The organism is Priestia sp. SRI_019 (genome assembly GCF_057586255.1).
Genome location: NZ_JBYCZN010000001.1, coordinates 740,454 through 766,936 on the forward strand (window position 1 = coordinate 740,454; position 26,483 = coordinate 766,936).

The 26,483-nt window shown below is 39.1% G+C and carries 23 protein-coding genes; all 23 read left to right on the plus strand.

The window, feature by feature from the left end:
- The first annotated feature begins 106 nt into the window (after window positions 1-106).
- Window positions 107-2,233: a polyribonucleotide nucleotidyltransferase gene (gene pnp, locus AC2YJL_RS03825; protein ID WP_028410844.1), complete on the plus strand. Its 2,127-nt coding sequence runs from the start codon at window positions 107-109 to the stop codon at window positions 2,231-2,233.
- 142 nt (window positions 2,234-2,375) lie between these two features.
- Complete coding sequence (locus AC2YJL_RS03830) at window positions 2,376-3,356, plus strand: polysaccharide deacetylase family protein (RefSeq protein WP_013058829.1); 981 nt, start codon at window positions 2,376-2,378, stop codon at window positions 3,354-3,356.
- Between the two features lie 28 nt (window positions 3,357-3,384).
- Entirely contained in the window at window positions 3,385-4,629 is a 1,245-nt protein-coding gene (locus tag AC2YJL_RS03835; protein ID WP_487374627.1) for a M16 family metallopeptidase, read from the plus strand.
- 98 nt (window positions 4,630-4,727) lie between these two features.
- A complete protein-coding gene (locus AC2YJL_RS03840) occupies window positions 4,728-4,994 on the plus strand; it encodes a YlmC/YmxH family sporulation protein (RefSeq protein ID WP_016765372.1) in 267 nt (88 codons plus the stop codon).
- Between the two features lie 188 nt (window positions 4,995-5,182).
- Window positions 5,183-6,082: a dipicolinic acid synthetase subunit A gene (dpaA, locus tag AC2YJL_RS03845; protein WP_013058826.1), complete on the plus strand. Its 900-nt coding sequence runs from the start codon at window positions 5,183-5,185 to the stop codon at window positions 6,080-6,082.
- On the plus strand, window positions 6,082-6,687 hold the full coding sequence (locus AC2YJL_RS03850; protein WP_013058825.1) for a dipicolinate synthase subunit B: 606 nt from the start codon (window positions 6,082-6,084) through the stop codon (window positions 6,685-6,687). The genes dpaA and AC2YJL_RS03850 overlap by 1 nt, the downstream gene beginning before the upstream one ends.
- Window positions 6,688-6,878: 191 nt before the next feature.
- Window positions 6,879-7,922: an aspartate-semialdehyde dehydrogenase gene (gene asd / locus AC2YJL_RS03855; protein ID WP_013058824.1), complete on the plus strand. Its 1,044-nt coding sequence runs from the start codon at window positions 6,879-6,881 to the stop codon at window positions 7,920-7,922.
- 39 nt (window positions 7,923-7,961) lie between these two features.
- Complete coding sequence (gene dapG / locus AC2YJL_RS03860) at window positions 7,962-9,194, plus strand: aspartate kinase (RefSeq protein ID WP_013084757.1); 1,233 nt, start codon at window positions 7,962-7,964, stop codon at window positions 9,192-9,194.
- 75 nt (window positions 9,195-9,269) lie between these two features.
- On the plus strand, window positions 9,270-10,142 hold the full coding sequence (dapA, locus tag AC2YJL_RS03865) for a 4-hydroxy-tetrahydrodipicolinate synthase (RefSeq protein WP_487374628.1): 873 nt from the start codon (window positions 9,270-9,272) through the stop codon (window positions 10,140-10,142).
- 196 nt (window positions 10,143-10,338) lie between these two features.
- Complete coding sequence (locus AC2YJL_RS03870) at window positions 10,339-12,006, plus strand: ribonuclease J (RefSeq protein ID WP_487374629.1); 1,668 nt, start codon at window positions 10,339-10,341, stop codon at window positions 12,004-12,006.
- 105 nt (window positions 12,007-12,111) lie between these two features.
- Window positions 12,112-12,864 carry a ClpP family protease gene (locus AC2YJL_RS03875; protein WP_013058820.1) on the plus strand — a complete coding sequence of 251 codons (753 nt, stop codon included), beginning with the start codon at window positions 12,112-12,114 and terminating at the stop codon, window positions 12,862-12,864.
- Window positions 12,861-13,070, plus strand: a complete 210-nt coding sequence (locus tag AC2YJL_RS03880; protein WP_025750284.1) for a YlzJ-like family protein — start codon at window positions 12,861-12,863, stop codon at window positions 13,068-13,070. Before AC2YJL_RS03875 ends, AC2YJL_RS03880 begins: the two co-directional genes overlap by 4 nt.
- A gap of 138 nt (window positions 13,071-13,208) precedes the next feature.
- On the plus strand, window positions 13,209-15,566 hold the full coding sequence (locus AC2YJL_RS03885; RefSeq protein WP_487374630.1) for an FtsK/SpoIIIE family DNA translocase: 2,358 nt from the start codon (window positions 13,209-13,211) through the stop codon (window positions 15,564-15,566).
- Window positions 15,567-15,923: 357 nt separating this feature from the next.
- Window positions 15,924-16,649, plus strand: a complete 726-nt coding sequence (locus AC2YJL_RS03890; RefSeq protein ID WP_230933484.1) for a GntR family transcriptional regulator — start codon at window positions 15,924-15,926, stop codon at window positions 16,647-16,649.
- 133 nt (window positions 16,650-16,782) lie between these two features.
- Complete coding sequence (locus tag AC2YJL_RS03895) at window positions 16,783-17,871, plus strand: BMP family lipoprotein (RefSeq protein WP_013058816.1); 1,089 nt, start codon at window positions 16,783-16,785, stop codon at window positions 17,869-17,871.
- Between the two features lie 119 nt (window positions 17,872-17,990).
- On the plus strand, window positions 17,991-19,520 hold the full coding sequence (locus tag AC2YJL_RS03900; protein ID WP_195696001.1) for an ABC transporter ATP-binding protein: 1,530 nt from the start codon (window positions 17,991-17,993) through the stop codon (window positions 19,518-19,520).
- Window positions 19,517-20,578: an ABC transporter permease gene (locus AC2YJL_RS03905; protein ID WP_195696002.1), complete on the plus strand. Its 1,062-nt coding sequence runs from the start codon at window positions 19,517-19,519 to the stop codon at window positions 20,576-20,578. Before AC2YJL_RS03900 ends, AC2YJL_RS03905 begins: the two co-directional genes overlap by 4 nt.
- A complete protein-coding gene (locus AC2YJL_RS03910; RefSeq protein WP_013084750.1) occupies window positions 20,575-21,534 on the plus strand; it encodes an ABC transporter permease in 960 nt (319 codons plus the stop codon). Before AC2YJL_RS03905 ends, AC2YJL_RS03910 begins: the two co-directional genes overlap by 4 nt.
- 258 nt (window positions 21,535-21,792) lie before the next feature.
- Window positions 21,793-23,088 (plus strand): EF-P 5-aminopentanol modification-associated protein YfmF, encoded by a 1,296-nt coding sequence (gene yfmF / locus AC2YJL_RS03915; RefSeq protein WP_195696003.1) that lies wholly within the window; start codon window positions 21,793-21,795, stop codon window positions 23,086-23,088.
- A complete protein-coding gene (gene yfmH / locus AC2YJL_RS03920; RefSeq protein ID WP_025750276.1) occupies window positions 23,075-24,358 on the plus strand; it encodes an EF-P 5-aminopentanol modification-associated protein YfmH in 1,284 nt (427 codons plus the stop codon). Before yfmF ends, yfmH begins: the two co-directional genes overlap by 14 nt.
- A gap of 63 nt (window positions 24,359-24,421) precedes the next feature.
- Window positions 24,422-25,147, plus strand: coding sequence for an elongation factor P 5-aminopentanone reductase (gene ymfI, locus AC2YJL_RS03925; RefSeq protein WP_195696004.1), 726 nt, complete (start codon window positions 24,422-24,424; stop codon window positions 25,145-25,147).
- A gap of 65 nt (window positions 25,148-25,212) precedes the next feature.
- Window positions 25,213-25,473 (plus strand): DUF3243 domain-containing protein, encoded by a 261-nt coding sequence (locus AC2YJL_RS03930; protein WP_013058809.1) that lies wholly within the window; start codon window positions 25,213-25,215, stop codon window positions 25,471-25,473.
- A gap of 213 nt (window positions 25,474-25,686) precedes the next feature.
- Complete coding sequence (locus AC2YJL_RS03935; protein WP_013058808.1) at window positions 25,687-26,478, plus strand: DUF3388 domain-containing protein; 792 nt, start codon at window positions 25,687-25,689, stop codon at window positions 26,476-26,478.
- The last annotated feature ends 5 nt before the right edge of the window (window positions 26,479-26,483 follow it).

Below are 26,483 nucleotides of genomic sequence, written 5' to 3' on the forward strand. Positions count from 1 at the left end.
CTACATAATGTGAAAAAAGCTATTGTTTTTGGATATTTCGTTTATAATAAAACTATCACATTTGATTACATACATATTTTATATGTAGAGAGGGGTACTCGTCGATATGGAACAAGAAAAACGAGTGTTCTCCGTAGATCTAGCTGGACGAAAGCTAGAAGTTGAAGTTGGCCAGTTGGCAAAACAAGCAAATGGCGCAGCATTAATCCGCTATGGAGACACAGTTGTATTAAGTACAGCAACGGCTTCAAAAGAGCCTAAAAATGTAGATTTCTTCCCGTTAACAGTAAACTATGAAGAGCGTTTATATGCAGTCGGTAAAATCCCAGGTGGATTCATTAAGCGTGAAGGCAGACCAAGTGAAAAAGCAATCTTGGCTAGCCGTTTAATCGACCGTCCGATTCGTCCTTTATTCGCAGATGGTTTCCGAAACGAAGTTCAAGTTGTCAGCGTTGTAATGAGCGTAGATCAAAACTGTTCTTCAGAAATCGCGGCAATGTTCGGTTCTTCATTAGCATTATCAGTATCTGATATTCCATTTGAAGGTCCTATTGCAGGCGTAATCGTAGGCCGTGTAGACAATGAATTTGTTGTAAACCCAACGGTAGATGAGCTTGAAAAAAGCGATATTCATCTGACGGTTGCTGGTACAAAAGACGCGATCAACATGGTTGAAGCAGGCGCTGATGAAGTACCGGAAGAAGTAATGCTAGAAGCAATTATGTTTGGACACGAGCAAATTAAAAAATTAATTGCATTCCAAGAAGAAATTGTAGCAGCAGTAGGCAAAGAAAAAGTAGAAGTTGCGCTTTATACTGTGGATGCTGATCTTGAGCGTCAAGTTCGCGAAATTGCAGAAGGTGACATGAACCGTGCTGTTCAAGTTCAAGAAAAGCATGCGCGCGAAAATGCGATTAAAGAAGTGAAAAGCGCAGTAGCTGCAAAATTTGAAGAGCAAGATGTAGAAGAAGAAGTACTAAATCAAGTGAATGAAATTTTATCGAAGCTTGTTAAAAGTGAAGTGCGTCGCTTGATCACAGAAGAAAAAGTGCGTCCTGATGGCCGTAGTATTGACGAAATTCGTCCACTTTCTTCTGAAACAAACTTGCTTCCTCGTACACACGGATCTGGATTATTTACGCGTGGACAAACTCAAGCGCTTAGCATCTGTACATTAGGTGCACTTGGCGATGTGCAAATTTTAGATGGTTTAAGTGTAGAAGAATCTAAACGCTTCATGCATCACTATAACTTCCCTTCATTTAGTGTTGGTGAAACTAGACCGATGCGCGGACCAGGTCGTCGTGAAATTGGACATGGTGCGCTAGGCGAACGTGCACTTGAGCCGGTTATTCCAAATGAAAAAGATTTCCCATATACAATTCGTCTTGTATCTGAAGTATTAGAATCAAACGGTTCTACTTCACAAGCAAGTATTTGTGCAAGTACGCTTGCAATGATGGATGCTGGGGTTCCAATTAAAGCACCTGTAGCAGGGATTGCCATGGGTCTGATCAAATCAGGTGAACACTACTCGATTCTAACGGACATTCAAGGAATGGAAGATCACCTAGGAGACATGGACTTTAAAGTAGCAGGTACGGAAAATGGCGTAACTGCGCTTCAAATGGATATTAAAATTGACGGGTTATCTCGTGAAATTTTAGACGAAGCCCTTCAACAAGCGAAAAAAGGCCGTATGCAAATCTTAAATCATATGATGTCAACGATTGCTACGCCTCGTCAAGAGCTTTCTCAATATGCGCCTAAGATCCTTACAATGGCTATTAACCCTGATAAAATTCGTGATGTTATTGGACCAAGCGGTAAGCAAATCAATAAAATCATCGAAGAAACAGGCGTTAAAATTGATATCGAACAAGATGGTACAATCTTCATTTCTTCTATTGATCAGCCAATGAATGAAAAAGCGAAGAAAATTATTGAAGATCTTGTACGCGAAGTTGAAGTCGGCCAAATGTACTTAGGAAAAGTAAAACGAATTGAAAAATTCGGTGCATTTGTAGAAATCTTCAGCGGAAAAGATGGGCTTGTTCACATTTCTGAGCTTGCAGAAGAGCGTATTGGAAAAGTAGAAGACGTTGTAGCGATTGGTGACGAGCTTTTAGTTAAAGTCATGGAAATTGATAAACAAGGTCGCGTTAACTTATCTCGTAAAGCAATTTTAAAAGAACAAAAAGAAAAAGAAGAAAAAGCAAAAGAAACAAAATAATCTTCTTTTACTACTATATAGATATTGTGAAATCGTCCATACATGAAGAAAATCCATGTGTAGGGCGATTTTATCGTTTGTAGATGTTTGTTCTACCTTGTCCTCTTTATACATATTTTAAATGGTAAAGGGGGAAGGATAAGTGAAGAGAACCATTGTGCAATTTACAGCATTTCTATTTTTACTGGCAATTACATATAAATCTATTTATAATCCTTTTGCTGAAGCATATATAGAAGCACTTAAATCCGATGTACAACTTGTATCAGCTCAGCATGATGCGTTATATCAAAAGATTGAAGAAAAAGCAAAAGATTATGAAAAGCCGGCAGCGAATGCACGAATCGATCCCGTATGGAAACGGGTTCCTGGCTATAACGGCATAAAAGTTGATCTTGCTGCTTCTTATAAAAATATGAAACCTGCGGGTAAATTTGATGAAAAAAAACTAGTGTACAAACAGGTTAGACCAAAGGTTCACTTGAGTGATTTACCACAGGAACCTATCTACCGTGGACACGATGAAAAGCCTATGGTATCGTTTACAGTGAACGTAGCATGGGGGAACGAGTATTTGCCTAAAATGTTAGAAGTGCTAAAAAAGCACCATGCTAAAGCAACTTTCTTTTTAGAAGGAAAATGGGTTAAAAATAATCCAGATATGGCAAAAATGATTGTAGACGCAGGGCATGAAGTCGGAAACCACTCTTATTCTCATCCTGATATGGCCACTTTATCGGCTAGTCAAATCAATCAGCAGCTAAAAAAAACGAATGATATTATTACGTCTACTACGGGACAAAAAGTAAAATGGTTTGCTCCGCCGAGCGGCAGTTTTCGCCCCGAAGTAGTAACGCTTGCTTCTCAGTTAAAAATGAGTACCATCATGTGGACAGTTGATACAATCGATTGGCAAAAGCCAAGTTCAGAAGTGTTAATTAATCGAGTAATGAAAAAGATTCACCCAGGGGCTATTGTACTGATGCACCCGACTGAATCAACGGCCGAATCGCTTGACCAATTGTTAACCGATATTGAACGCAAAGGCCTGAAAGTTAGCGATGTGTCAACAATGCTAGATGAAGAACGAATGATGAAAATACCTTCTTCTACTAAGAAGTAAGTGAGATAAGCAAAAGGGAGGCACTAGCTTGATAAAACGATATACGTGCAAAAATGGTGTAAGAATTGTATTGGAAAATATCCCAACTGTTCGATCTGTGGCCATTGGGGTTTGGATCGGAACGGGTTCTCGAAGTGAACACCCTGAAATTAATGGTGTATCACATTTTCTTGAACATATGTTTTTTAAAGGAACAAAAACAAGATCTGCTCGTGAAATTGCAGAAAGCTTCGACCGCATTGGGGGACAAGTAAATGCATTCACTTCTAAAGAATACACGTGCTACTATGCAAAAGTATTAGATGAACACGCAGATCAAGCACTAGATGTGCTGGCGGATATGTTCTTTAATTCTTCATTTGATGAAGAGGAATTAGCTCGTGAAAAAAATGTTGTATATGAAGAAATTAAAATGTATGAAGATACACCTGATGATATTGTACACGATTTATTAGGCAAAGCCGTATATGGCAATCATCCATTAGGCTATCCAATTTTAGGAACGGAAGATACGTTAAAAACATTTAACGGTGATTCGCTTCGTCAGTATATGGAGCAAATGTATATTCCCGAAAACATCGTTATTTCAGTAGCTGGAAACATTGATGAAAGTTTTATTCAGCAGGTGGAAAACTATTTTGGTACATATACGTCAAGTCATTCCGCTCATCAATATGTTCAGCCAGAGTTCCATACAAATCATATTGCGCGCAAAAAGGAAACAGAACAAGCTCATCTTTGCCTTGGCTTTAAAGGTTTGCCAATCGGCGGAGAAGATGTATATAGCTTAATTGTATTAAATAACGTGCTTGGCGGAAGTATGAGCAGTCGTTTGTTCCAAGAAGTCCGCGAACAGCGCGGCTTGGCTTATTCTGTTTTCTCTTATCATTCTTCTTATCGAGACAGCGGTCTTGTAACGATTTATGGGGGGACGGGAAGCCATCAGCTCGGCGTATTATATGATACGGTTCAAGAAACGCTTTATGATCTGAAAGACAAAGGTATTACAGATAAAGAACTTTCTAACAGCAAAGAGCAGCTTAAAGGAAACTTAATGCTGAGTCTTGAAAGTACAAATAGCCGTATGAGCAGAAACGGAAAAAATGAGTTAATGCTAGGCTATCATCGTTCATTAGATGAGATTCTAGACCTTGTTAATGCCGTGACTAAAGATAGTGTAAATGGTCTTGCGCGAGATATTTTCAAAGATGAATTTGCTCTTTCATTAATAAGCCCGAGTGGAGATTTGCCTAAAGGTTTTAAAGGAAAGTAAACAGTAAAAGTAAGGTTGGCTAAAATAATTGAGCCAGCCTTATTTTTTTGTCATTTTTTGTATGGTTGTTCAATAAATTAGAGAAAAGGAGGGATACTATGAGATTAAGCGAACTGAGTGGAAAAGAAATTGTAGATGTTAAGCGAGCAGAGCGTTTGGGTATTTTAGGGCAAACGGATCTTGAAATTAATGAACATACGGGACAAATTAATGCGCTGATTATTCCATCTGTGAAGTGGTTTGGGTTTCGAAAGCAAGGAGATGAAGTGCGAGTGCCGTGGGGGAATATCGAAAAAATTGGTACAGATATGGTGATTGTAAATGTCCAGCAGCTAGAAGACATAAACAATCAGTCAACAAAATAAGAAACGAGATGCTTCCTGCATCTCGTTTCTTTTATTTTCAGGGATAAAGATTCACCGATTCCTGTGTGTTTACATAGTATGTTGAAGAAAAGCAATAGGCATTCTAGGGCGTAATGATAGCACTTTACATCTCGATGGTTTAAGCGAAAGATACATCTATTTAATGTTAAAGAAGGTGAAAATGAAACATGTTAACGGATTTGCACATAGCTGTAATTGGCGGTGATGCTAGGCAGCTTGAAGTCATTCGAAAATTAATTCAATTAGATGCAAAAACCTCTCTTATTGGTTTTGATCAGCTAGATCATGGTTTTACAGGTGCGACGAAATATCAGATAGAGGAGCTGGATTTTTCAGATGTTGACGCCATCATCCTTCCAGTGCCTGGAACAAATCACGAAGGGCAAGTAGATACTATTTTTTCAAATGAAAAAGTAGTGCTGACTGAAGAAATACTTAAAAAAACGCCTGAGCACTGCATTATTTATTCTGGTATTAGCAATGGGTATTTAAACGAATTAGTCAAAACGACAAACCGTAAACTCGTTCAGCTATTTGAGCGTGATGATGTAGCAATTTATAACTCTATTCCTACTGTTGAAGGTACCATCATGCTTGTTATTCAACATACGGATTTTACCATTCACGGTTCAAATATTTCTGTTCTAGGTTTAGGAAGAGTAGGAATGAGCGTGGCGAGGTCCTTTGCTGCACTCGGTGCCAATGTAAAAGTAGGAGCTAGAAAATCTGAACATTTAGCACGTATTGCTGAAATGGGTTTGCAACCTTTCTATCTTTCTGAACTCGATAAAGAAATTGCTGATAGTGATATATGTATTAACACCATTCCATACCCCATCTTAACGGCTAAGACATTATCTAATGTCCCGACCCATGCACTCATTATTGATTTAGCTTCAAAGCCTGGAGGAACCGATTTCCGCTATGCGGAAAAACGAGGAATTAAAGCTATTTTAGCACCAGGTCTTCCAGGAATTGTGGCTCCAAAAACAGCAGGTCAGATTGTCGCTAATGTATTAGTGAATTTATTAAAAGACGCTGCGGATGCGAGAGAGGAGAAAAAATAATGTCATTAAAAGGTAAAAGAATAGGATTCGGCTTGACCGGATCTCACTGTACGTATGATGCGGTTATGCCGGAAATTGAAAAGCTCGTTAATTTGGGAGCAGAAGTGTTACCGGTCGTTTCTTACACTGTACAATCCACAAATACTCGTTTTGGAGATGGAGAAGACTGGGTGAAAAAAATTGAGGAATTAACGGGTCACGCCGTCATCAATACAATTGTAAAAGCAGAGCCTTTAGGACCGAAAATTCCGCTTGATTGTATGGTGGTTGCCCCAATCACTGGGAATACGATGAGTAAGTTTGCAAATGCAATGACTGAATCTCCGGTACTCATGGCAGCTAAAGCAACGCTTCGTAATAATAAGCCGGTGGTACTGGGAATTTCGACTAATGACGCACTAGGGCTAAATGGTGTAAACTTAATGAGGCTAATGGCGACTAAAAATATTTATTTTATTCCATTTGGTCAAGATGACCCGGTGCTTAAGCCAAATTCAATGGTAGCGCGTATGACGATGTTATCAGACACGGTGTACGCAGCGCTTGAAGATAAACAGATTCAGCCTGTTATTGTCGAAAGGTTCCGCGACGGTCAAGAGTCATAGGACATATATGCCTCTTGCTGTTGCATGAATCTATTCAATACTGCGGCTGTAAGAGAACTCTCAATCTCAAAGAAGAGAAGATTTTAAAAATCTTCTCTTCTTTGACGCAATGAAGCATAATAATATGTTAAAATAGTCAGTATATGCAGATAAATGTTGAGTAGTTGAAAATTGTTGGAGGCGGTATTAAAATGACAAGAGAATTACATGTAGCAGTAGTAGGAGCAACAGGTGCAGTAGGACAACAAATGATTAAAACCCTACAGGAGCGTAATTTTCCAGTTGGTAAATTAACGTTATTATCTTCAGCTCGTTCAGCTGGTAAAAAAGTGTTGTTTAACGGAGAAGAAGTTGTTGTGCAAGAAGCAACTCCTGATAGCTTTGAAGGCGTAGATATTGCTTTATTCAGTGCAGGCGGGAGTATTTCAAAAGCACTTGCACCAGAGGCAGTAAAACGCGGAGCAATCGTTGTAGACAACACAAGCGCTTATCGAATGGATGAAAATGTCCCGTTAGTTGTGCCGGAAGTGAATGAAGACGCATTACACGCACATAACGGAATCATTGCTAATCCAAACTGCTCTACAATTCAAATGGTTGCAGCATTACAGCCGTTGCGCGAAACATACGGCTTATCTAAAGTACTAGTATCAACGTATCAAGCCGTTTCTGGAGCAGGCGCTGCTGCAATTAATGAATTAAAAGAACAAGCTAAAGCTATTTTAGAAGAAAAAGAGTTTACACCGGAAATTTTACCGGTTGGTGGAGATAAAAAACATTATCAAATTGCTTTTAATGCCATTCCGCAAATTGATAAATTTCAAGATAACGGTTTTACATTTGAAGAAATGAAAATGATTAATGAAACGAAGAAAATTATGAGCATGCCTGAATTGCCAGTAGCTGCTACTTGTGTTCGTCTACCGGTTGTAACAGGTCATTCAGAGTCAGTGTACATTGAAATTGAAAAAGACGGTGTAACGGTAGCTGATGTGAAAAATTTATTGGCTGATGCACCTGGTATCGTATTGCAAGATGATCCAGAAAATCAAGTATATCCAATGCCAGCAGATTGTGTAGGTAAACGAGATGTGTTTGTCGGCCGTATTCGTAAAGATTTAGATCGCGATAACGGTTTCCATATGTGGATCGTTTCTGATAACTTGTTAAAAGGTGCAGCTTGGAATTCTGTACAAATTGCAGAATCACTTATTAAGCTTAGCTTAGTAAAATAAGCGCAACCAGAGTGTCTCGGAACATGATGAGGTGTAAGTATGAAAATAATCGTCCAAAAATTTGGAGGAACTTCCGTTCGTAACGAAGAAGGAAGAGCGAGAGCAATCTATCATTTAAATAATGCATTAAGTGAGGGTTACAAAGTAGTCGTTGTTGTATCGGCAATGGGACGAAAAGGTGAGCCGTATGCAACGGATACATTGCTTTCACTTGTTGATGGAAATAAAGCGTCTCTTAATAAACGTGAGCTTGATATGCTTATGGCATGCGGAGAATTAATTTCATCGGTTGTGTTTACGAATTTATTAAACGAAAATGGTATTAAAGCTACAGCGTTAAACGGTGCACAGGCCGGGTTTGTGACGAATGATGATTTTACCAATGCCAAGATACTAGAAATGAAATGCGATCGTTTGTTAAAAGAATTAGAAGAATATGATGTCGTTGTTGTAACAGGCTTTCAAGGGGCAACTACTGAAGGTGATACAACAACGCTTGGACGCGGAGGCAGCGATACATCTGCTTCAGCTTTAGGTGCAGCCCTTATGGCTGATTACATTGACATTTTCACAGATGTAGAAGGTGTGATGACAGCGGACCCGCGTATTGTAGAAGATGCAAGACCGCTATCCGTTGTCACATATAACGAAATATGCAACATGGCTTATCAAGGTGCAAAAGTAGTTCACCCACGTGCCGTAGAAATTGCCATGCAAGCAAAAGTGCCGATGCGCGTCCGTTCCACGTATGCTGATTCAACAGGTACGCTCGTTACATCTCAAGGTGAAGCACAGCAGCGTGGAAGCGATGTGCAAGAACGCCTTGTAACAGGTATCGCGCACGTATCCAACGTCACTCAAATTAAAGTTTTTAGTAAAGAAGGCCATTATGATACGCAAGCAGAAGTATTCAAAGCAATGGCACAAGAAAAAATCAGCGTAGATTTTATCAATATTTCACCGAAGGGTGTTGTATATACGGTAACAGATGAAGCAACTGACAAAGCGATTGATGTGCTTCATGCGCTAGGGTATGAGCCGGCTGTTATTCGCAACTGTGCCAAAGTGTCAACGGTTGGAGCAGGAATTGCAGGGGTGCCTGGTGTTACATCTAAAATTGTTACAGCCCTTTCTGGCGAAGGTATTCAGATTTTACAATCTGCTGACAGCCATACGACGATTTGGGTGCTTGTAAAAGAAGAGGATTTAAAGAAAGCCGTTAATGCTCTTCATGGTGCCTTTGACTTGTCAAAAGCACCGCAAAAGAGATAAACTACATGTTCCGTTAGCTATAAGCTAACGGTTCATTACATGAATAGGGATAATGCAATTTCAAGGAGTGAAAACATGATTGATTTTGGGAAAGTCGCAACAGCGATGGTAACGCCTTTTGATCATAAAGGAAATATTGATTTTGAAAAAACAACGCAGCTTATTAACTATTTAATCAGCAACGGTTCGGATGCGTTGGTTATTGCAGGAACAACGGGTGAATCTCCTACGCTTTCAACAGAAGAAAAGCTGGCGCTGTTCCGCCACTCAGTAAAGGTAGTAGATGGCCGTGTACCTGTTGTTGCTGGTACAGGAAGCAACAATACGTATGCATCAATTGAATTAACAAAAAAGGCAGAAGAAATCGGCGTAGATGCGATTATGATTGTAGCACCTTATTACAACAAGCCGAATCAGGAAGGCTTATATCAGCACTTTAAAACAATTGCTGAAAGTACAGAGCTTCCTGTCATGTTATACAATATTCCAGGGCGATCTGTGATCAATATGTCTGTTGATACAATTGTACGCCTAGCTGAACTGCCAAATGTTGTAGCGTTAAAAGATGCAAGCGGAGACCTTGACGCAATGACAGCTATTATCGCACAAACAAGCGATGATTTTGCTTTATACAGCGGTGATGATGGCTTAACACTACCGGTATTAGCAATTGGAGGAACTGGCATTATTTCTGTTGCCTCTCACGTTATTGGAAATGAAATGCAAGAGATGGTTAAGCTGTATGATTCGGGAAATCCGAAAGAAGCAGCAAAAATTCATCAGCGTATTGTACCCGTTATGAAATCTCTTTTTGCAGCTCCAAGTCCAACGCCTGTTAAAACGGCTTTACAGCTAAAAGGGTTAGACGTAGGATCTGTACGATTACCTTTAGTTCCGTTAACGGAAGAAGAACGCCAAACGTTAGTCAGCACATTAAATACGATATAAGCTCTATAAGTATGTTTTTTAAACGTCTCTTCATTGACCGTATATACGAGTCGATGAAGAGACGTTTTTTTCTTATAAGATAATAGAAGAGCAGATGACGGAAATAGACGAATGAAATTTCTTGTATTCCAATTCTTACTTCAGTTATAATGTAAGCAAATGAAATTGTACGGGTGAAAGTAAGTAGGAGGAGCTTATGGTACTAGAAAAGACAGAAAATATTAAAATTTCAGCCTTGGGTGGAGTCGGAGAGATTGGAAAAAACATGTATGTTGTGGAGATAAATGGAAACATATATGTGTTAGATGCAGGATCAAAGTTTCCGGGAGGAGAAATGTTGGGGATTGATATTGTCATTCCGGACATTACATATTTAGTAGAAAATCAGCAGAACGTAAAAGGCATATTTGTTACTCATGGACACGAAGAGCAAATTGGCGCTATTCCCTTTATACTTCAAAAATTGGATGTGCCTGTATATGGTACAGAATTAACGCTAGCACTCATCAAAGAAAAGTTAAAAGAGTATGGAATTAAAAAATATGAAGCTTTACATCCTATCACTTCGTCAACGGTTTTATCGTTTGAAGGAGTGGATATTTCATTTTTCAGAACGCAGCACAGCATACAAGATTCAGTCGGCATTTGTTTACAAACAAATCAAGGTGCGATTGTATATACAGGTGATTTTAAATTTGATCAAAATTCAGTCAGCATTCAAAGCGCGGATATTGGAAAAATGGCTGCCATTGGGGAAAAAGGCGTCCTGTGTTTGCTTTCAGACAGTACAAATGCGGATAAGCCGGGCTATACAGTTTCCGAAGCGGTTATCGGACAAAATATTACCGACGCTTTTTATAAAAGCAAAGGTCGAATCATTGTGGCTGCATACAGTTCCAATCTGCACCGCATTCAGCAAATCATTCATGCCGCATATCAGCACGGCCGTAACCTGATCGTTATGGAAAAAAGTATGCTGAAAATCATTGATATTGCAGCAAAACTTGGACATTTACAGCTGCCTGAGGATTTAATTGTTCCTGTGCAAAAGCTAAAAGATCTTCCAGAACATGAAACGGTTATTTTAACAACAGGCCATCACGGAGAGCCGATTTTAGGTCTTACTCGAATGGCTAAACAGTCCCATAAATTGATTCAAATCAAACAAGATGATACGGTCCTGCTGGCTGCTACACCTGTGGCGGGGCACGAAACGACCTTTTCAAAAACAATTGACGTCATCTTTCGTTTAGGAGCAAGCGTAGTGTTTGCTCAGAAGAAAGTGCAGGCTTCCGGACACGGAAGTCAAGAAGAATTAAAATTTATGATTAACTTAACAAAGCCGAAATATGTCATACCTGTGAATGGAGAGTATCGAAAACAAAAAGCTTATGCAAAGCTGGCCGGTCAATTAGGAATATCAGAAGATCATATTTGTTTGCTTGAAAAAGGTGAGCGAGTTGAGTTTAAAGATGCTCGCATGTACCCTAGCGGTTCTATTCAAGCAGGAAATACGCTCATTGATGGACTAGGCGTAGGTGATATTGGAAATATCGTTCTGAGAGACCGCAGGCTGCTGTCACAGGACGGAATCTTAACGGTAGTAGTTACGATTAATAAACGCCAAAAAACGGTAGTAGCGGGGCCAGAAATTATCTCCCGCGGATTCGTCTATGTAAGAGAATCAGAAAAGCTTTTAGAAGAAGCAACGAAGATTGTTCAGCAAATTTTAGAAAAGTGTATGGAAGACAAAGTGATCGAGTGGTCTTCATTAAAATTAAAAATGAGAGAAAGTTTAAATCAATTTTTATATGAAAAAACCCGTCGTAAACCGATGATTTTACCGATTATCATGGAAATCTAATGTGAAGCCTTCCCGCTGGGAAGGCTTTTTATTTGCAGCTGATGCGGATGTAATAACTATGAGAAGTTCATACTACTACTATCAATAAGTGAAAGGAGCTAGAATATGTTTGAAAATAACGAAAGATTACATTCTGATGAAGCGCCTCAGCAGCCTAATAAAAATGAAGAAAGCAAGGGCGGAATATTAGATAAAATTCAACAATTAGGACAGACCAACGTGGCTCAGCTTCCTCAGGATTCTAATATTCACTGTTTAACGATTGTAGGACAAATCGAAGGGCACATGCAGCTGCCTCCTCAAAACAAAACGACAAAATATGAGCATGTCATCCCGCAAATTGTGGCGATCGAACAAAATCCAAAAATTGAAGGATTGCTTATTATCTTGAATACAGTAGGTGGAGATGTAGAAGCCGGTCTTGCAATTGCTGAAATGATTGCTTCATTATCCAAGCCCTCTGTGTCCATTGTGTTAGGGGGCGGACATTCAATCGGTGTTCCAATTGCAGTTTCAACTGATTATTCGTATATTGCCGGTACAGCGACCATGACCATTCATCCTATTCGCTTAACAGGTCTTGTTATTGGTGTACCGCAAACATTTGAATACTTAGATAAAATGCAAGAGCGCGTGATTAACTTTGTGAGAGAACACTCTCATATTTCAGAAGAAAAGTTTAAAGAACTTATGTTTTCAAAAGGGAACTTAACGCGTGATATCGGGACAAATGTAGTTGGCGGAGATGCTGTTTCATACGGGTTAATTAACGAAGTAGGCGGAGTTGCTCAAGCGATCAAAAAGTTGAATGAATTGATTGAGCAAGGACGTCAGAATGAGGAGCAGCTACTGCAATGATTTTGTATACAATGATGCCGCAAGAACTAATCTTTCAGCAGTCTTATCAACAAGAACAATCTCAGCCAAAGCTTATTAGCCATAATGGAATCCCGGTTATTGTTGAAGAAAATGAACAAAAGCAACAGCAAATTGTGAGGATTTTAAGTACGAATCCTCAAGATTATTTGAATGAAAATTATTATCCTGGTCAAATTTTGTCGTAAGGATTTCAGTATAATTATGGTGAATATGGTATAATGAATATGATGAAGAAGGCAGCCGCTGTATTGGCTGCTTTTTTATTCAACTGATAAAAGAAACAAAATCAACATAGAGTGTTGGACGTTGATTGGAGTGGAAAAATGGCAAAGAAAAAACGAAGAGGTCAAATAAAAAAGGATGAATGGAAACGCATATTGCGCTTTGAGCTTATTGGCTTATTTTTATTAGCATTAACACTAATTTCCATGGCAGGACTTGGTGCTGTAGGACAGGCCCTTGTACTAGTGGTCCGCTTATTTATTGGCGAATGGTATATGCTGTGTTTAATCGGAATGGCTATTTTATCTGTTTATATTATTTGGAAAAGAGAAATGCCTCCTTTAGTGACGCGGCAGCTTATTGGTACATATCTCATTATTTTATCTATTTTACTGTTTAGTCATGTTACGTTATTTGAAAATTTATCAAAAAACGGAACGTTTACAGATCCGTCTGTCATTATGAACACGTGGGATTTGTATATGCTCGAAGCAACGGGCCAATCGAATCACAGTGATTTAGGCGGAGGGATGATAGGAGCTATTATGTTTGCTATGTTCTACTATCTATTTGATAGCTTAGGAACAGAACTTATCGCTGCCTTGCTTATTGTGATTGGGGTACTGCTTATTACCGGACGTTCGCTTCACGAAACGGTATTAAAACTTTTGTCACCTCTAGTGAATTTTTTAACAACGGAGTTAAAAGAAGGTTGGCAAGATATTCAGACGTGGAAACATAAAAAGAAAAAAGCTCCCAAAACAACAAAAAAGAGACGCCAAGAAAAAGCTGTTCAAGAACCTGAAGAAAGCATGGACATAGAAGTAGAAGCACCTTCGCCTCCAATTATTGAACACTTTGACTACGGAGAGGAAGAGTCTAGTCAACCTCCTGCTGCTCCTATGACTCCAGTGCCGCCGGTTGTGGAAGCGAAGCCTGTAGCTGCTGCACCGCAACAGCCAAGGCCGCAAAAGGAACAGGAAGAAGAAAAAGCTCCTATGATTACATTTACTGAAACGGAAAATAAAGAGTATGAGCTTCCTCCTATCAAGCTATTAACGATGCCAAAGAAAAGCAACCAGGCAAAAGAGCATAAAAACATTTATAAAAATGCCGAAAAACTTGAAAAAACGTTTCAAAGTTTCGGCGTAAAAGCAAAAGTGGCAAAAGTTCACCTTGGACCAGCTGTTACAAAATATGAAGTATATCCTGATGTAGGAGTAAAAGTAAGTAAGATTGTTAATTTAAGTGATGATCTAGCACTTGCATTAGCTGCCAAAGATATTCGGATTGAAGCTCCAATTCCCGGGAAATCAGCGGTAGGAATTGAAGTGCCGAATGAAGAAGTAGCGATGGTTTCACTTAGAGAAGTACTTGAAGCAACTGAAAATAACCGACCGGATAAAAAGCTATTAGTTGGTTTAGGAAGAGATATTTCAGGCGAAGCGGTGCTAGCAGAGCTTAATAAAATGCCTCATATGCTTGTAGCAGGGGCAACAGGAAGCGGAAAAAGTGTGTGTATCAACGGTATTATTATTAGTATTTTAATGAGAACAAAGCCTCATGAAGTAAAATTAATGATGATCGACCCTAAAATGGTTGAGCTCAATATGTACAATGGTATTCCGCATTTATTGGCTCCTGTTGTAACGGATCCGAAAAAAGCTTCTCAAGCCTTAAAGAAAGTTGTAAATGAAATGGAGCGACGTTATGAGCTGTTTTCACACAGCGGAACGAGAAACATTGAAGGATATAACGATTTAGTAAAACGTATGAATGACGATGGAGACGCGGATGCAAAACAGCCGACTCTTCCTTATATTGTGGTGATTGTCGATGAGTTGGCTGACTTGATGATGGTTGCTTCATCTGATGTCGAAGATTCGATCACACGTCTTGCTCAAATGGCTCGTGCTGCCGGCATTCATTTGATTATTGCTACACAGCGACCATCAGTAGATGTTATTACGGGAGTTATTAAAGCTAACATTCCTTCCCGAATCGCTTTTAGTGTATCTTCACAAACTGACTCTCGTACGATCTTAGATATGGGAGGAGCTGAAAAGCTTCTAGGAAGAGGAGATATGCTGTTCATGCCTGTTGGAGCTTCAAAACCTGTACGTGTGCAAGGTGCCTTTTTATCAGATGAAGAAGTAGAAGAGATTGTTGATTTTGTAATTGCACAGCAAAAAGCGCAGTATCAAGAAGAAATGATTCCAACCGATGCTCCTGAACAAGTTGATGATTTTGCAGATGAGCTATATGACGAAGCGGTACAGCTTGTAGCAGAAATGCAAACAGCTTCTGTTTCTATGCTGCAGCGACGCTTTCGAATTGGCTATAACCGGGCTGCACGCTTAATCGATGCAATGGAAGAGCGTGGAGTGGTGGGACCTTATGAAGGAAGTAAGCCGCGTTCCGTCCTGATTTCTCAGCAAAATGAGGATGTTGGATCTTAATAATGTTACTAGAAAAGATGACTTGCGTATGTGCAAGTCATCTTTTTTATGAAACGAAAGAGAGGAATAATAGTATCATACAAAAATATGTCATGCTAAATAAATGAAATAAAAACGAATATTAAAAAATTTAATGACTAAAATGTTTGGTTTTTATCTAATATTAGAAGAAAAGCAGGTTGTTAGGTATGCTGACATTAAAAAATAACAAAAATTCATTTTTTTAAAAAAATATTAAAAATTTTAATAAAAAATTAATATAACCTATTTATTTATCTGTCGAAAAATGATATATTATTTTCGATTAAGTAGTCGAACATCAGAGGTCTGATGACTTTTTAATATGGAGGAAGAGTGATGTCTATACGTGCGGATAATCGGCACTTGTATTTACAAGTGATTGATAAAATTAAACAAAATATAGAAAAAGGAATTTTTAAAGAAAAGGAAAGACTCCCTTCAGAGTTTGATTTATCAAAGCAGCTAGGGGTTAGCCGCGCAACGCTACGTGAGGCACTTCGCATATTAGAAGAAGAGAATATTATTGTTCGCAGACACGGCGTGGGAACATTTGTCAACACGAAGCCTACTTTTTTGTCAGGGATTGAACAATTAAATAGTATAACACATATGATCGAACAAGCCGGTATGAAGGCTGGAACAATCTTCTTATCTTCTCAAATACAAGAGTTGTCTGAAAATGATTTAGCACGTTTTGCATGCGGGGAAGACGAACAGATTTTATTTGTTGAACGGGTGAGAACGGCAAACGGAGAGCCGGTTGTATATTGCATGGACAAGGTTCCTCAAAGAATATTGCCTGAAAATTTCGAATATAAACAAGAGTCTTTGCTAGAAATTCTTGAAAAACAAGCAGGAAAGCACATTGCATACGCCGTGGCAAACATTGAGCCTCTTGGCTATCATGAAAAAGTTTCTCCTATTTTACAATGCGAGCCAGAAACCGCTTTGCTTGTACTGAAACAAATGCATTATGACCAGCATGATGAACCCATTTTATATTCCATCAATTATTTTAAAGCAGATCAATTCAGTTTCCAAGTACTGCGTAAACGCGTCTAGTTTTTTTGTAGTTAAATGTCAGAAAATTTCCAACTGTTTAACATTGTCCTTTTAAGGAGGTGTCAAATGTAGGTCACAAGGACGAAATAGAAAATTGGCTTTATACTTTTAAAACTATTCAGGGGGTTAAAACATGTTAAAACGTAAAACGGGACTTGCATTATCACTAGTATTAGCGGCAGGAACACTTTTAAGTGCGTGTGGCTCAGACGACGCAGGTAAGAGCGGCGGAGATAAAAAAGCGGCGGATTTTAAAGTGGGAATGGTAACAGATACGGGCGGGGTAGATGATAAATCGTTTAACCAATCTGCTTGGGAAGGTCTGACAAAGTTTGGGAAAGATAACGGACTTGATGAAGGGACTGGATATAAGTATTTGCAGTCTACAAAAGCGTCTGAATACGAGAGCAATCTTTCTAAATTTGCTGAGAGTGGCTACAACTTGACGTATGGAATTGGCTTTTTGTTAAAAGAAGATATTAAAAAAGCAGCAAAGCAGTATCCAGACGCTAACTTTGCATTAGTAGACGATACGCTAAAGTCAGAGAACTTAGATAACGTGGCAAGCATTCTATTTAAAGAAGAGCAAGGCTCTTTCTTAGTAGGTGTAGTGGCAGCTAAACAAACGAAAACAAACAAAATCGGCTTTATCGGAGGCGTTGAATCTCCATTAATCAAGAAGTTTGAAAACGGATTTAAAGCAGGTGTTAAATCTGTAAACCCAGATGCTGAAGTTATCTCTCAATACGCAGAAAGTTTTAACTCTCCAGAAAAAGGTTCGGCTATTGCTTCTACTATTTACAGCAAAGGCGCTGATATTATTTATCAAGCGGCTGGCGGTACTGGAAACGGCGTATTTACAGAAGCTAAAAACCGTTCAAAAGGCGGGAAAGACAAAAAGGTTTGGGTAATTGGAGTTGACCGCGATCAGCATGAAGAAGGTATGCCTGAAAACGTAACGTTAACTTCGATGGTTAAACGCGTTGACTTGGCTGTAGAAGATGTTGCTAAAAAAGCAATGGACGACAAATTCCCAGGTGGTAAAGAAGTTGTGTTTGGCTTAAAAGAAGACGGAGTAGGAATTGCTCCATCACAAGATAATGTAAGCAAAGATGCGTTAAAAGCAGTTGATGAGTATAAGCAAAAAATTCTAGACGGTGACATTACAGTGCCTCAAACGGATAAAGAATTTAAAGAGTTTGAAAAAACGCTTAAAAAATAAGCTGACGTCTGTTAAGCAATGATTATATGAGTATAAAAGGCTAGTGAAAACTAGCCTTTTTCATAGCCAAAAAACCGAAGACAGAATCCTGTAACAGGCAGGAATAGGGAGTGAAAGCAGTGGAATATGTTATTGAAATGCTAGATATTCGCAAAGAGTTTCCCGGTATTGTCGCTAATGACAATATTACACTCCAAGTGAAAAAGGGAGAAATTCATGCTTTGTTAGGAGAAAATGGTGCGGGTAAGTCAACGCTGATGAACGTTTTATTTGGACTTTATCAGCCTGAAAAAGGGCAGATTCGTGTAAACGGCCAAGAAGTCAAAATCACGGACCCTAACGTAGCGAACGACTTAGGGATTGGGATGGTTCATCAGCATTTTATGCTCGTTCAAAACTTTACAGTAACAGAAAATATTATTCTTGGGAACGAACCGACGCGAACGGGGAAAATCAACATTAAAAAAGCAGCTCAAGATATTCAAGAGCTTTCAAATCAATATGGATTATCGGTAGATCCATATGCGAAGATTCAAGATATCTCAGTTGGCATGCAGCAACGAGTGGAAATTTTAAAGACGCTTTACAGAGGAGCCGATATTCTTATTTTTGATGAACCTACTGCTGCCTTAACACCTCAAGAAATTACGGAATTAATTCAAATTATGAAAAAATTAATTCAAGAAGGAAAGTCAATTATTTTAATTACGCATAAATTAAAAGAAATTATGTCAGTGTGCGACCGCTGTACAATTATTCGAAAAGGTGTCGGAGTTGGCACGGTAAATGTGCAAGAAACGAACCCTGATGAACTTGCTGCTTTAATGGTAGGAAGAGAAGTTCATTTTAAAACTGAAAAGAAAACAGCGACTCCAAAAGAAGCTGTGTTAACAATAAAGGAATTAGTAGTAGAAGACAGCCGAGGAGTAGAGGCTGTAAGTTCACTTAATCTAAGCGTTCGAGCAGGCGAAATTGTAGGCATCGCGGGTGTAGATGGGAATGGTCAAACAGAGCTGATTGAGGCAATTACGGGTCTGAGAAAAATAAAGTCGGGTTCGATCACATTAAAACATCAAGAACTGTCTACGTTATCCACTCGTAAAATTACGGAGTCAGGAATAGGACATATTCCGCAGGATCGTCATAAGCACGGACTGGTATTAGATTATACAATTGGTGAAAATATCGGTCTTCAAACGTATTATCAAAAGCCGATGTCTAAATCAGGTATTTTGAATTATAAAGAGATGTATAAAAAGGCAAAAGAGTTAATTGCAGAATATGATGTGCGAACGCCTAGTGAATATACGCAAGCGCGATCGCTATCGGGCGGAAATCAGCAAAAAGCCATTATTGCCCGTGAAGTAGACCGCAGTCCGGAACTATTAATTGCAGCTCAGCCAACGAGGGGGCTGGATGTAGGAGCCATTGAATTTATTCATAAAAAGCTGATTGAAGAACGAGATAAAGGACGGGCAGTGCTGCTCGTTTCGCTAGAACTGGATGAAGTAATAAATTTAAGCGATCGCATTGCGGTTATTTATGAAGGGAAAATAGTTGACATTGTAGATTCAAAAGAAACGAATGAACAAGAGTTAGGCTTATTAATGGCAGGCGGTACGCGTGAGAAAGCGGGTGGAACAGCATGAATAAACTTGTGAAAAATGAACGTGTAATGATGATTTTGATCCCTGTTGTATCGGCCATATTAGGACTCATTGCCGGAGCGGTTATTATGTTACTAGGCGGCTATGATCCAATGCTTGGCTATCAATCTCTTTTTGACGGGATGTTTGGAACGCCAAAAGCCATTGGCGAAACGATTCGTGCCATGACTCCTCTTGCTCTGGCTGGTATTGCGGTTGCGTTTGCTTATAAAACCGGTCTCTTTAACATTGGAGTAGAAGGACAGCTTTTAGTTGGCTGGTTGGCTTCAGTATGGGTTGGGTATGCGTTTGATTTACCAGCAGTCATTCATATTCCTTTAGCTGTATTAGCAGCAGCTGCAGCTGGAGCAGTTTGGGCGTTTATTCCAGGATTTTTGAAAGCAAAATTTCATGTTCATGAAGTAATTGTTTCCATTATGATGAACTATATTGCTCTTTATACAACGAGCAGCTTAATCCGTACGTATTTATATGCGGGTAATGAAAAATCGTATGATATTAAAGAATCGGCATCTTTAGCATCAAGCTTTTTAGCACAGTTAACCAATAACTCTCGCCTTCATTACGGCATTCTTATTACCATCGCTGCAGCCGTCGTAATGTGGTTTATTTTGAATAAAACAGCTAAGGGCTTCGAGCTAAGAGCTGTTGGTTTTAATCAACATGCTTCACAGTATGCAGGAATGAATGTAGGCCGAAACATTGTTTTATCCATGGCGATTTCAGGCGCTTTTGCCGGGCTTGCCGGGGCAATGGAAGGGCTTGGAACATTTCAGTATATGGGCACATTCACTGCGTTTACGGGTACGGGGTTTGACGGTATCGCCGTAGCCCTTTTAGGAGCTAACAGCGCAATTGGAATTTTATTAGCTTCATTCTTTTTCGGAGGAATGCAAACGGCGGCTCCTCAAATGAACTTTATGACAGGTGTACCGTCTGAATTAATTCAAATTGTCATTGCGCTTATTATCTTTTTTGTTGCATCTAGTTATTTAATTCGCTGGGTGCTTGGCCGTGCAGGCAAGGGGGGAGCAAAATGAACTTCTTAGAGGTGTTAGCCATTATTATTCCAGCGGCGCTTTATTCAGCTGCACCGCTTATCTTTACCGCGCTCGGAGGGATATTTAGTGAACGTTCCGGGGTCGTGAACATCGGATTAGAAGGGCTGATGATGTTTGGCGCGTTCACAGGTATTGTTTCAACCCTTTTACTTCAGGATTCATTAGGTGCTTGGGCCCCGTGGGTAGCGATAGTAATTGCGGCTGTTGTTTGCGCTGTGTTTTCGCTGATTCATGCTGTTGCAAGTATTACATTAAAAGCAGATCAAACTGTAAGTGGTGTAGCGCTGAATTTTCTAGCTGCGGGTCTTTCAATCTTTTTAATCAAAAAGATTTTTGGGAAAGGACAAACAGATTTTATCCAATTCCGTATCGATAAAGTAAGTATTCCAGGTCTATCAGACATTCCAGTAATCGGCAAAATTTTGTTTTCGAATGTTCCTATTACGTCTTATATTGCAATTGCGCTAGCTTTTGCTGTATGGTACATCATTTATAAAACGCCGTTTGGTCTTCGTCTTCGTTCAGTTGGTGAACACCCAATGGCAGCAGACACGATGGGGATCAAAGTTGTGAGAATGCGGTACGTTGGCGTTATGATTTCCGGCATGTTCGCTGGAATCGGCGGAGCGGTGTATGCTACGTCTATCGCTACAAACTTTGCAGCGGGAACGATTGCTGGACAAGGGTTCCTTGCTATTGCAGCTATGATTTTTGGAAAATGGCATCCTATTGGTGCTTTAGGTGCAGCGATGTTTTTCGGATTAGCACAGTCTTTGAGTATCACGGGAGCTCAGATTCCGGTTATTCAAGATATCCCATCCGTCCTTTTAACCATTGCACCGTACGTATTAACAATCTTAGCACTCACTGGTTTTGTAGGACGTGCCGAGGCTCCTAAAGCGCTAGGCGTTCCTTATGAAAAAGGCCGCCGCTAATAAATCCTCTATACGAGGTCTAACAATGACTAAAGTTGGATAAATATAGAAGGTGGAGACAAAGAAATCATATTCTTTTCTCCGCCTTTTTTTCATTGAGAGAAAGAATATGAAAAGAAATGAGGAAGCGCGCGGCAAGTTACTTGAAAATGTTTCCTTGAATTCGATATAGTGGTTATAAGACTAAAATTAGCGTTAAAGATTCAAAATAGAAGTATTGTCTAGTTAATACATCAAAATTTAAAAGGAGGTTTATATATGAAATTATTGACTGAACAAAAACATGAACTAGAAGGATTGACTGTTCATACCATTCAAACAGCTAAGTACAAAACAAACACGTTCATTTTAAAACTAAATGCCCCTTTAGATAAGAAAACGGTGACAATGCGTGCCCTTTTACCTTATGTGCTTCAAAGCGCTACCGAGTCGCTGCCGTCTACGACAAAGCTTCGTACATATTTAGATGAGCTTTATGGTGCTACTTTACAAGTAGACTTAACAAAAAAAGGTGATAACCACGATATTACGGTTCGCATTGATATAGCGAATGAAAAATATTTGAAAGATTCAACTCCGCTTTTGCAAAAAGCGTTAGCGCTTCTTGGCGATATTTTATTAAAGCCAGCAGTTGAAGGGGACTCTTTTTTAAAGGATATTATGACAAAAGAAAAGCGTTCGCTTCGTCAGAGAATTCAAGCCGTATTTGATGATAAAATGCGCTATGCTAATTTAAGACTAGTCGAAGAAATGTGTAAGGAAGAACCTTACTCTTTACATGTAAACGGTCAAATTGACGACGTGGAAGAAATTACAGGTGAAAGTTTGTACGCCTATTATCAGCAGGTGTTAAAAGAAGATGCCATTCACCTTTATGCTATTGGAGATTTGCAAGTCGAAGAGGTTTTACAAACAGTAAAAGAAACATTTACTTTACCAAAGCGCGAGCAAAAAGACATTGAAGATTCTATTACCTCTAAAGATATCTCAAAAGTAAATGAAGTAGTGGAAAAACAAGAAGTAAAACAAGGGAAATTAAATATTGGCTACCGCACAAATGTTGTATACGGAGATAGACAGTATTTTGCTCTGCAAGTATTTAACGGTATATTCGGAGGTTTCTCACATTCTAAGCTATTTATCAATGTGCGTGAAAAAGCAAGCTTAGCCTATTATGCCGCTTCAAGGGTAGAAAGTCATAAGGGATTACTGATGGTCATGTCGGGTATTGATGCTAAAAATTACGACCAAGCCGTTACCATTATTAAAGAACAAATGCAGGAGATGAAGCAAGGGTCGTTCACAGACGGCGAAATCGCTCAAACAAAAGCCGTCATTCACAATCAGCTGCTTGAAACGGTGGATACTCCACGGGGACTAGTAGAGGTTATGTATCATAATGAATTAACAGGCAAAGACATTTCAATTGACGAATACTTAAAGCATATTGATGCGGTATCTAAGCAGGAAATTATTAAAGTGGCTGAGAAAATTGAAATGGATACAATTTATTTCTTAACAGGAACGGGCGGTGAAGAAAATGGAGAAAATTGAATTCTCGCAGCTTCAGGAACAGCTGTATCATGAAAAAATGGACAATGGGCTGCAGGTATATATTTTGCCAAAGCCGGAGTTTAACAAAACGTTTGCTACCTTTACAACGAACTATGGATCGATTGACAATCAATTCGTACCGCTAAATGAAAATGAAATGACAAAAGTTCCGGACGGAATCGCACACTTTTTAGAGCATAAATTATTTGAAAAAGAAGACGGGGATGTCTTTCAGCAGTTTAGTAAACAAGGTGCTTCGGCCAATGCATTTACTTCTTTTACGCGCACAGCTTATTTATTCAGCTGTACGTCAAATTTTGAAGAAAATCTTGAAACATTAGTGGATTTTGTACAAGAGCCGTACTTCTCAGAAAAAACGGTCGAAAAAGAAAAAGGCATTATCGGTCAAGAAATTACAATGTATGACGACAATCCGGACTGGCGCTTGTATTTTGGCACCATTCAAAATATGTACAAAAACCACCCTGTTAAAATTGATATTGCCGGCACGATTGAATCGATTTCACATATTAATAAAGATTTGCTGTATACATGCTATGAAACGTTCTACCATCCAAGCAACATGCTGTTGTTCATTGTAGGTCCTGTTGATGCGGAAAAGGTAATGAAGCAAGTTCGAGACAATCAGCAGAAAAAAGATTATAAAGAAATCTCTGACATACAGCGTCATTTTGACGAAGAGCCTGAAACGGTGGATCAAGAAAAACAAGTACTAAAAATGCCGGTGCAGTCTTCTAAATGTATGGTGGGTCTAAAAGCGAAAAATCCGCAGCGTTCAGGTGGAGAAATGCTTAAATATGAGTTAGCAATGAATATTATTTTAGATTACGCATTTGGAAAAAGTTCTTCGTACTATGAGGAGTTATATGCAGACGGGCTCATTGATGAAACATTTGCTTATGATTATACGGAGGAAAGAGGATTTGGTTTTGCTCTTATCGGAGGAGATACGGACCAACCCGAACAGCTGTATGATCGAGTTAAACAAATTTTACTTGAAATGAAAACAAAATCACTAACAGAAGAAGAGCTTGAGCGTATCCGTAAAAAGAAAATCGGCGGATTTTTACGTTCATTAAACTCACCTGAGTTTATTGCTAATCAGTTTACACGCTATGCATTTAATGATATGAATTTATTTGATATTGTTGAAACGCTGGAAAAACTGAAGGTGAACGAAATAAAAGATGTGCTAAACGAGATTATTGATGAAAAGAACTTTACGGTTTGTGAAGTAGTACCTAAATAAAGATGATTGTTGCCAAAAAAGCTGATGTTCATCAGCTTTTTTGCATGTAAAGGAGAGAAGGTTATGGAGAAATTTGCCCTTGTGACAGGTGCAAGCGGAGGAATTGGCACAGCGATTGCTAAGCAATTGGCTGAGGAAGGATATTCGCTTATTTTGCATTACCATCAACGAAGAGACAGAATAGAGGCGCTTGCACATGAGCTTGCGGAAAAGGTAAAAACCGTGTTTACGGTACAAGCGGATTTATCATGCAAAGAGGGAGTGGAGAAGTTTTTAGAGGAAATTATTGTTCCGGTAGAGGTTATTATTCATAACAGCGGACGAAGCGTTAGCGGGTTAATGACAGATACTCCGGCAAAAGAAACTGAAGAAATGATCTATCTTCACATCACGGCGCCCTTTGTTATTACCAAAGCTTTATTACCTAAAATGATTAGTGCTAAAAGCGGACAAATCATCATGATTTCTTCCATTTGGGGACTTACAGGAGCTTCATTTGAAGTCCTTTATTCCATGGTAAAAGGTGCACAAAATACGTTTGTAAAAGCTTTGGCAAAAGAGGTTGCACTAAGTGGGATTCGAGTAAATGGAGTTGCGCCCGGAGCGATTGAAACGGATATGATGGCTAGCTATTCAAAAGAAGAGGTTAAAGAGCTGGCTGAAGAGATCCCTTTAGGAAGAATAGGATATCCAAAAGAAGTGGCAGATGCCGTTTCATATTTAATATCTTCACGAGCTTCCTACATAACGGGACAAATATTATCGGTTAATGGCGGTTGGTACATATAAAGTGTGCATAAAATCAAAAACACGGTACAAACTATGATATGAATAAACCTTAAGGAGGGCTACTCATGTCAGTATTAGAAAACTGGGATAGCTGGAAAGATTTTTTAGGCGACCGTTTACATCATGCGCAAAACGAAGGAATGCAAGAGGAAGTTATTCATGATCTTGCTTATCAAATTGGTGGATATTTAGCAAACCAAGTTGATGCAAAAAATGATCAAGAGCGAATTTTAGCAGACCTTTGGAGCGTTGCTTCTAAAGAAGAGCAGCATGCGATTGCGAGCAGCATGGTGAAATTAGTTCAAAATAACGGATCAGTAAAATAAGTTATCGTTTCTAAAAAGGAGCTAATTCACCGCGTGTGAAAGCTCCTTTTTTCTTAGAATTAAATAGTACAAATAAATAAGCGCTTACATACATAACAAATGTAGAACTACTTGTCTTTAGGGTTTATAATATAATGGAAATCATTTATAGTTAAACTAGGTGAAAAAAAGGGGGCACCTCTCGAAGGCCAGCCAAGAAATGGGAGGGGTTTGATGGAGAAAATTGAGTGGTATTTAGAATATCAAATACAAAAAAATCGTCCGGGTCTTTTAGGTGATATTTCATCGCTTCTTGGAATGTTGTCAATTAACATTGTCACAATTAATGGAGTGGATGATATTCGCCGTGGGTTATTGCTGCGCTGTGATTCACATGAGCAAATAGACAGGCTTGAATCTATTTTGAAAACAATGGATAATATCATTGTGACAAAAATGAGACCGCCTAAATTGCGTGATAAGTTAGCAGTGCGTCACGGTCGCTATATTCAGCGGGACGCAGATGATAAAAAGACGTTCCGTTTCGTAAGAGATGAATTAGGTTTGCTCGTAGATTTTATGGCGGAACTGTTTAAACAAGACGGTCATAAGCTTATCGGCATTCGAGGTATGCCGCGAGTAGGCAAAACCGAATCCATTGTAGCAGCTAGCGTATGCGCGAACAAAAGGTGGCTTTTTGTGTCTTCTACACTCTTAAAACAAACGATTCGCAGTCAGCTTATTGCTGACGAATACAACGCTGATAATATTTTTATTATTGACGGGATTGTATCGACAAAACGAGCGAATGAAAAGCACTGGCAGCTTGTTCGAGAAGTAATGAATGTACCCGCGACAAAAATTGTGGAGCATCCGGATGTATTTGTACAAAATACCGAGTATTCGTTAGATGATTTTGCCTACATTATTGAAATAAGAAACGACCCCAATGAGAAAATTACATATGAAATAATGGAAGGTCCTCAAATGTTTCAAGACGGTGGATTATCGATGTTTGATTTTTAGCATAA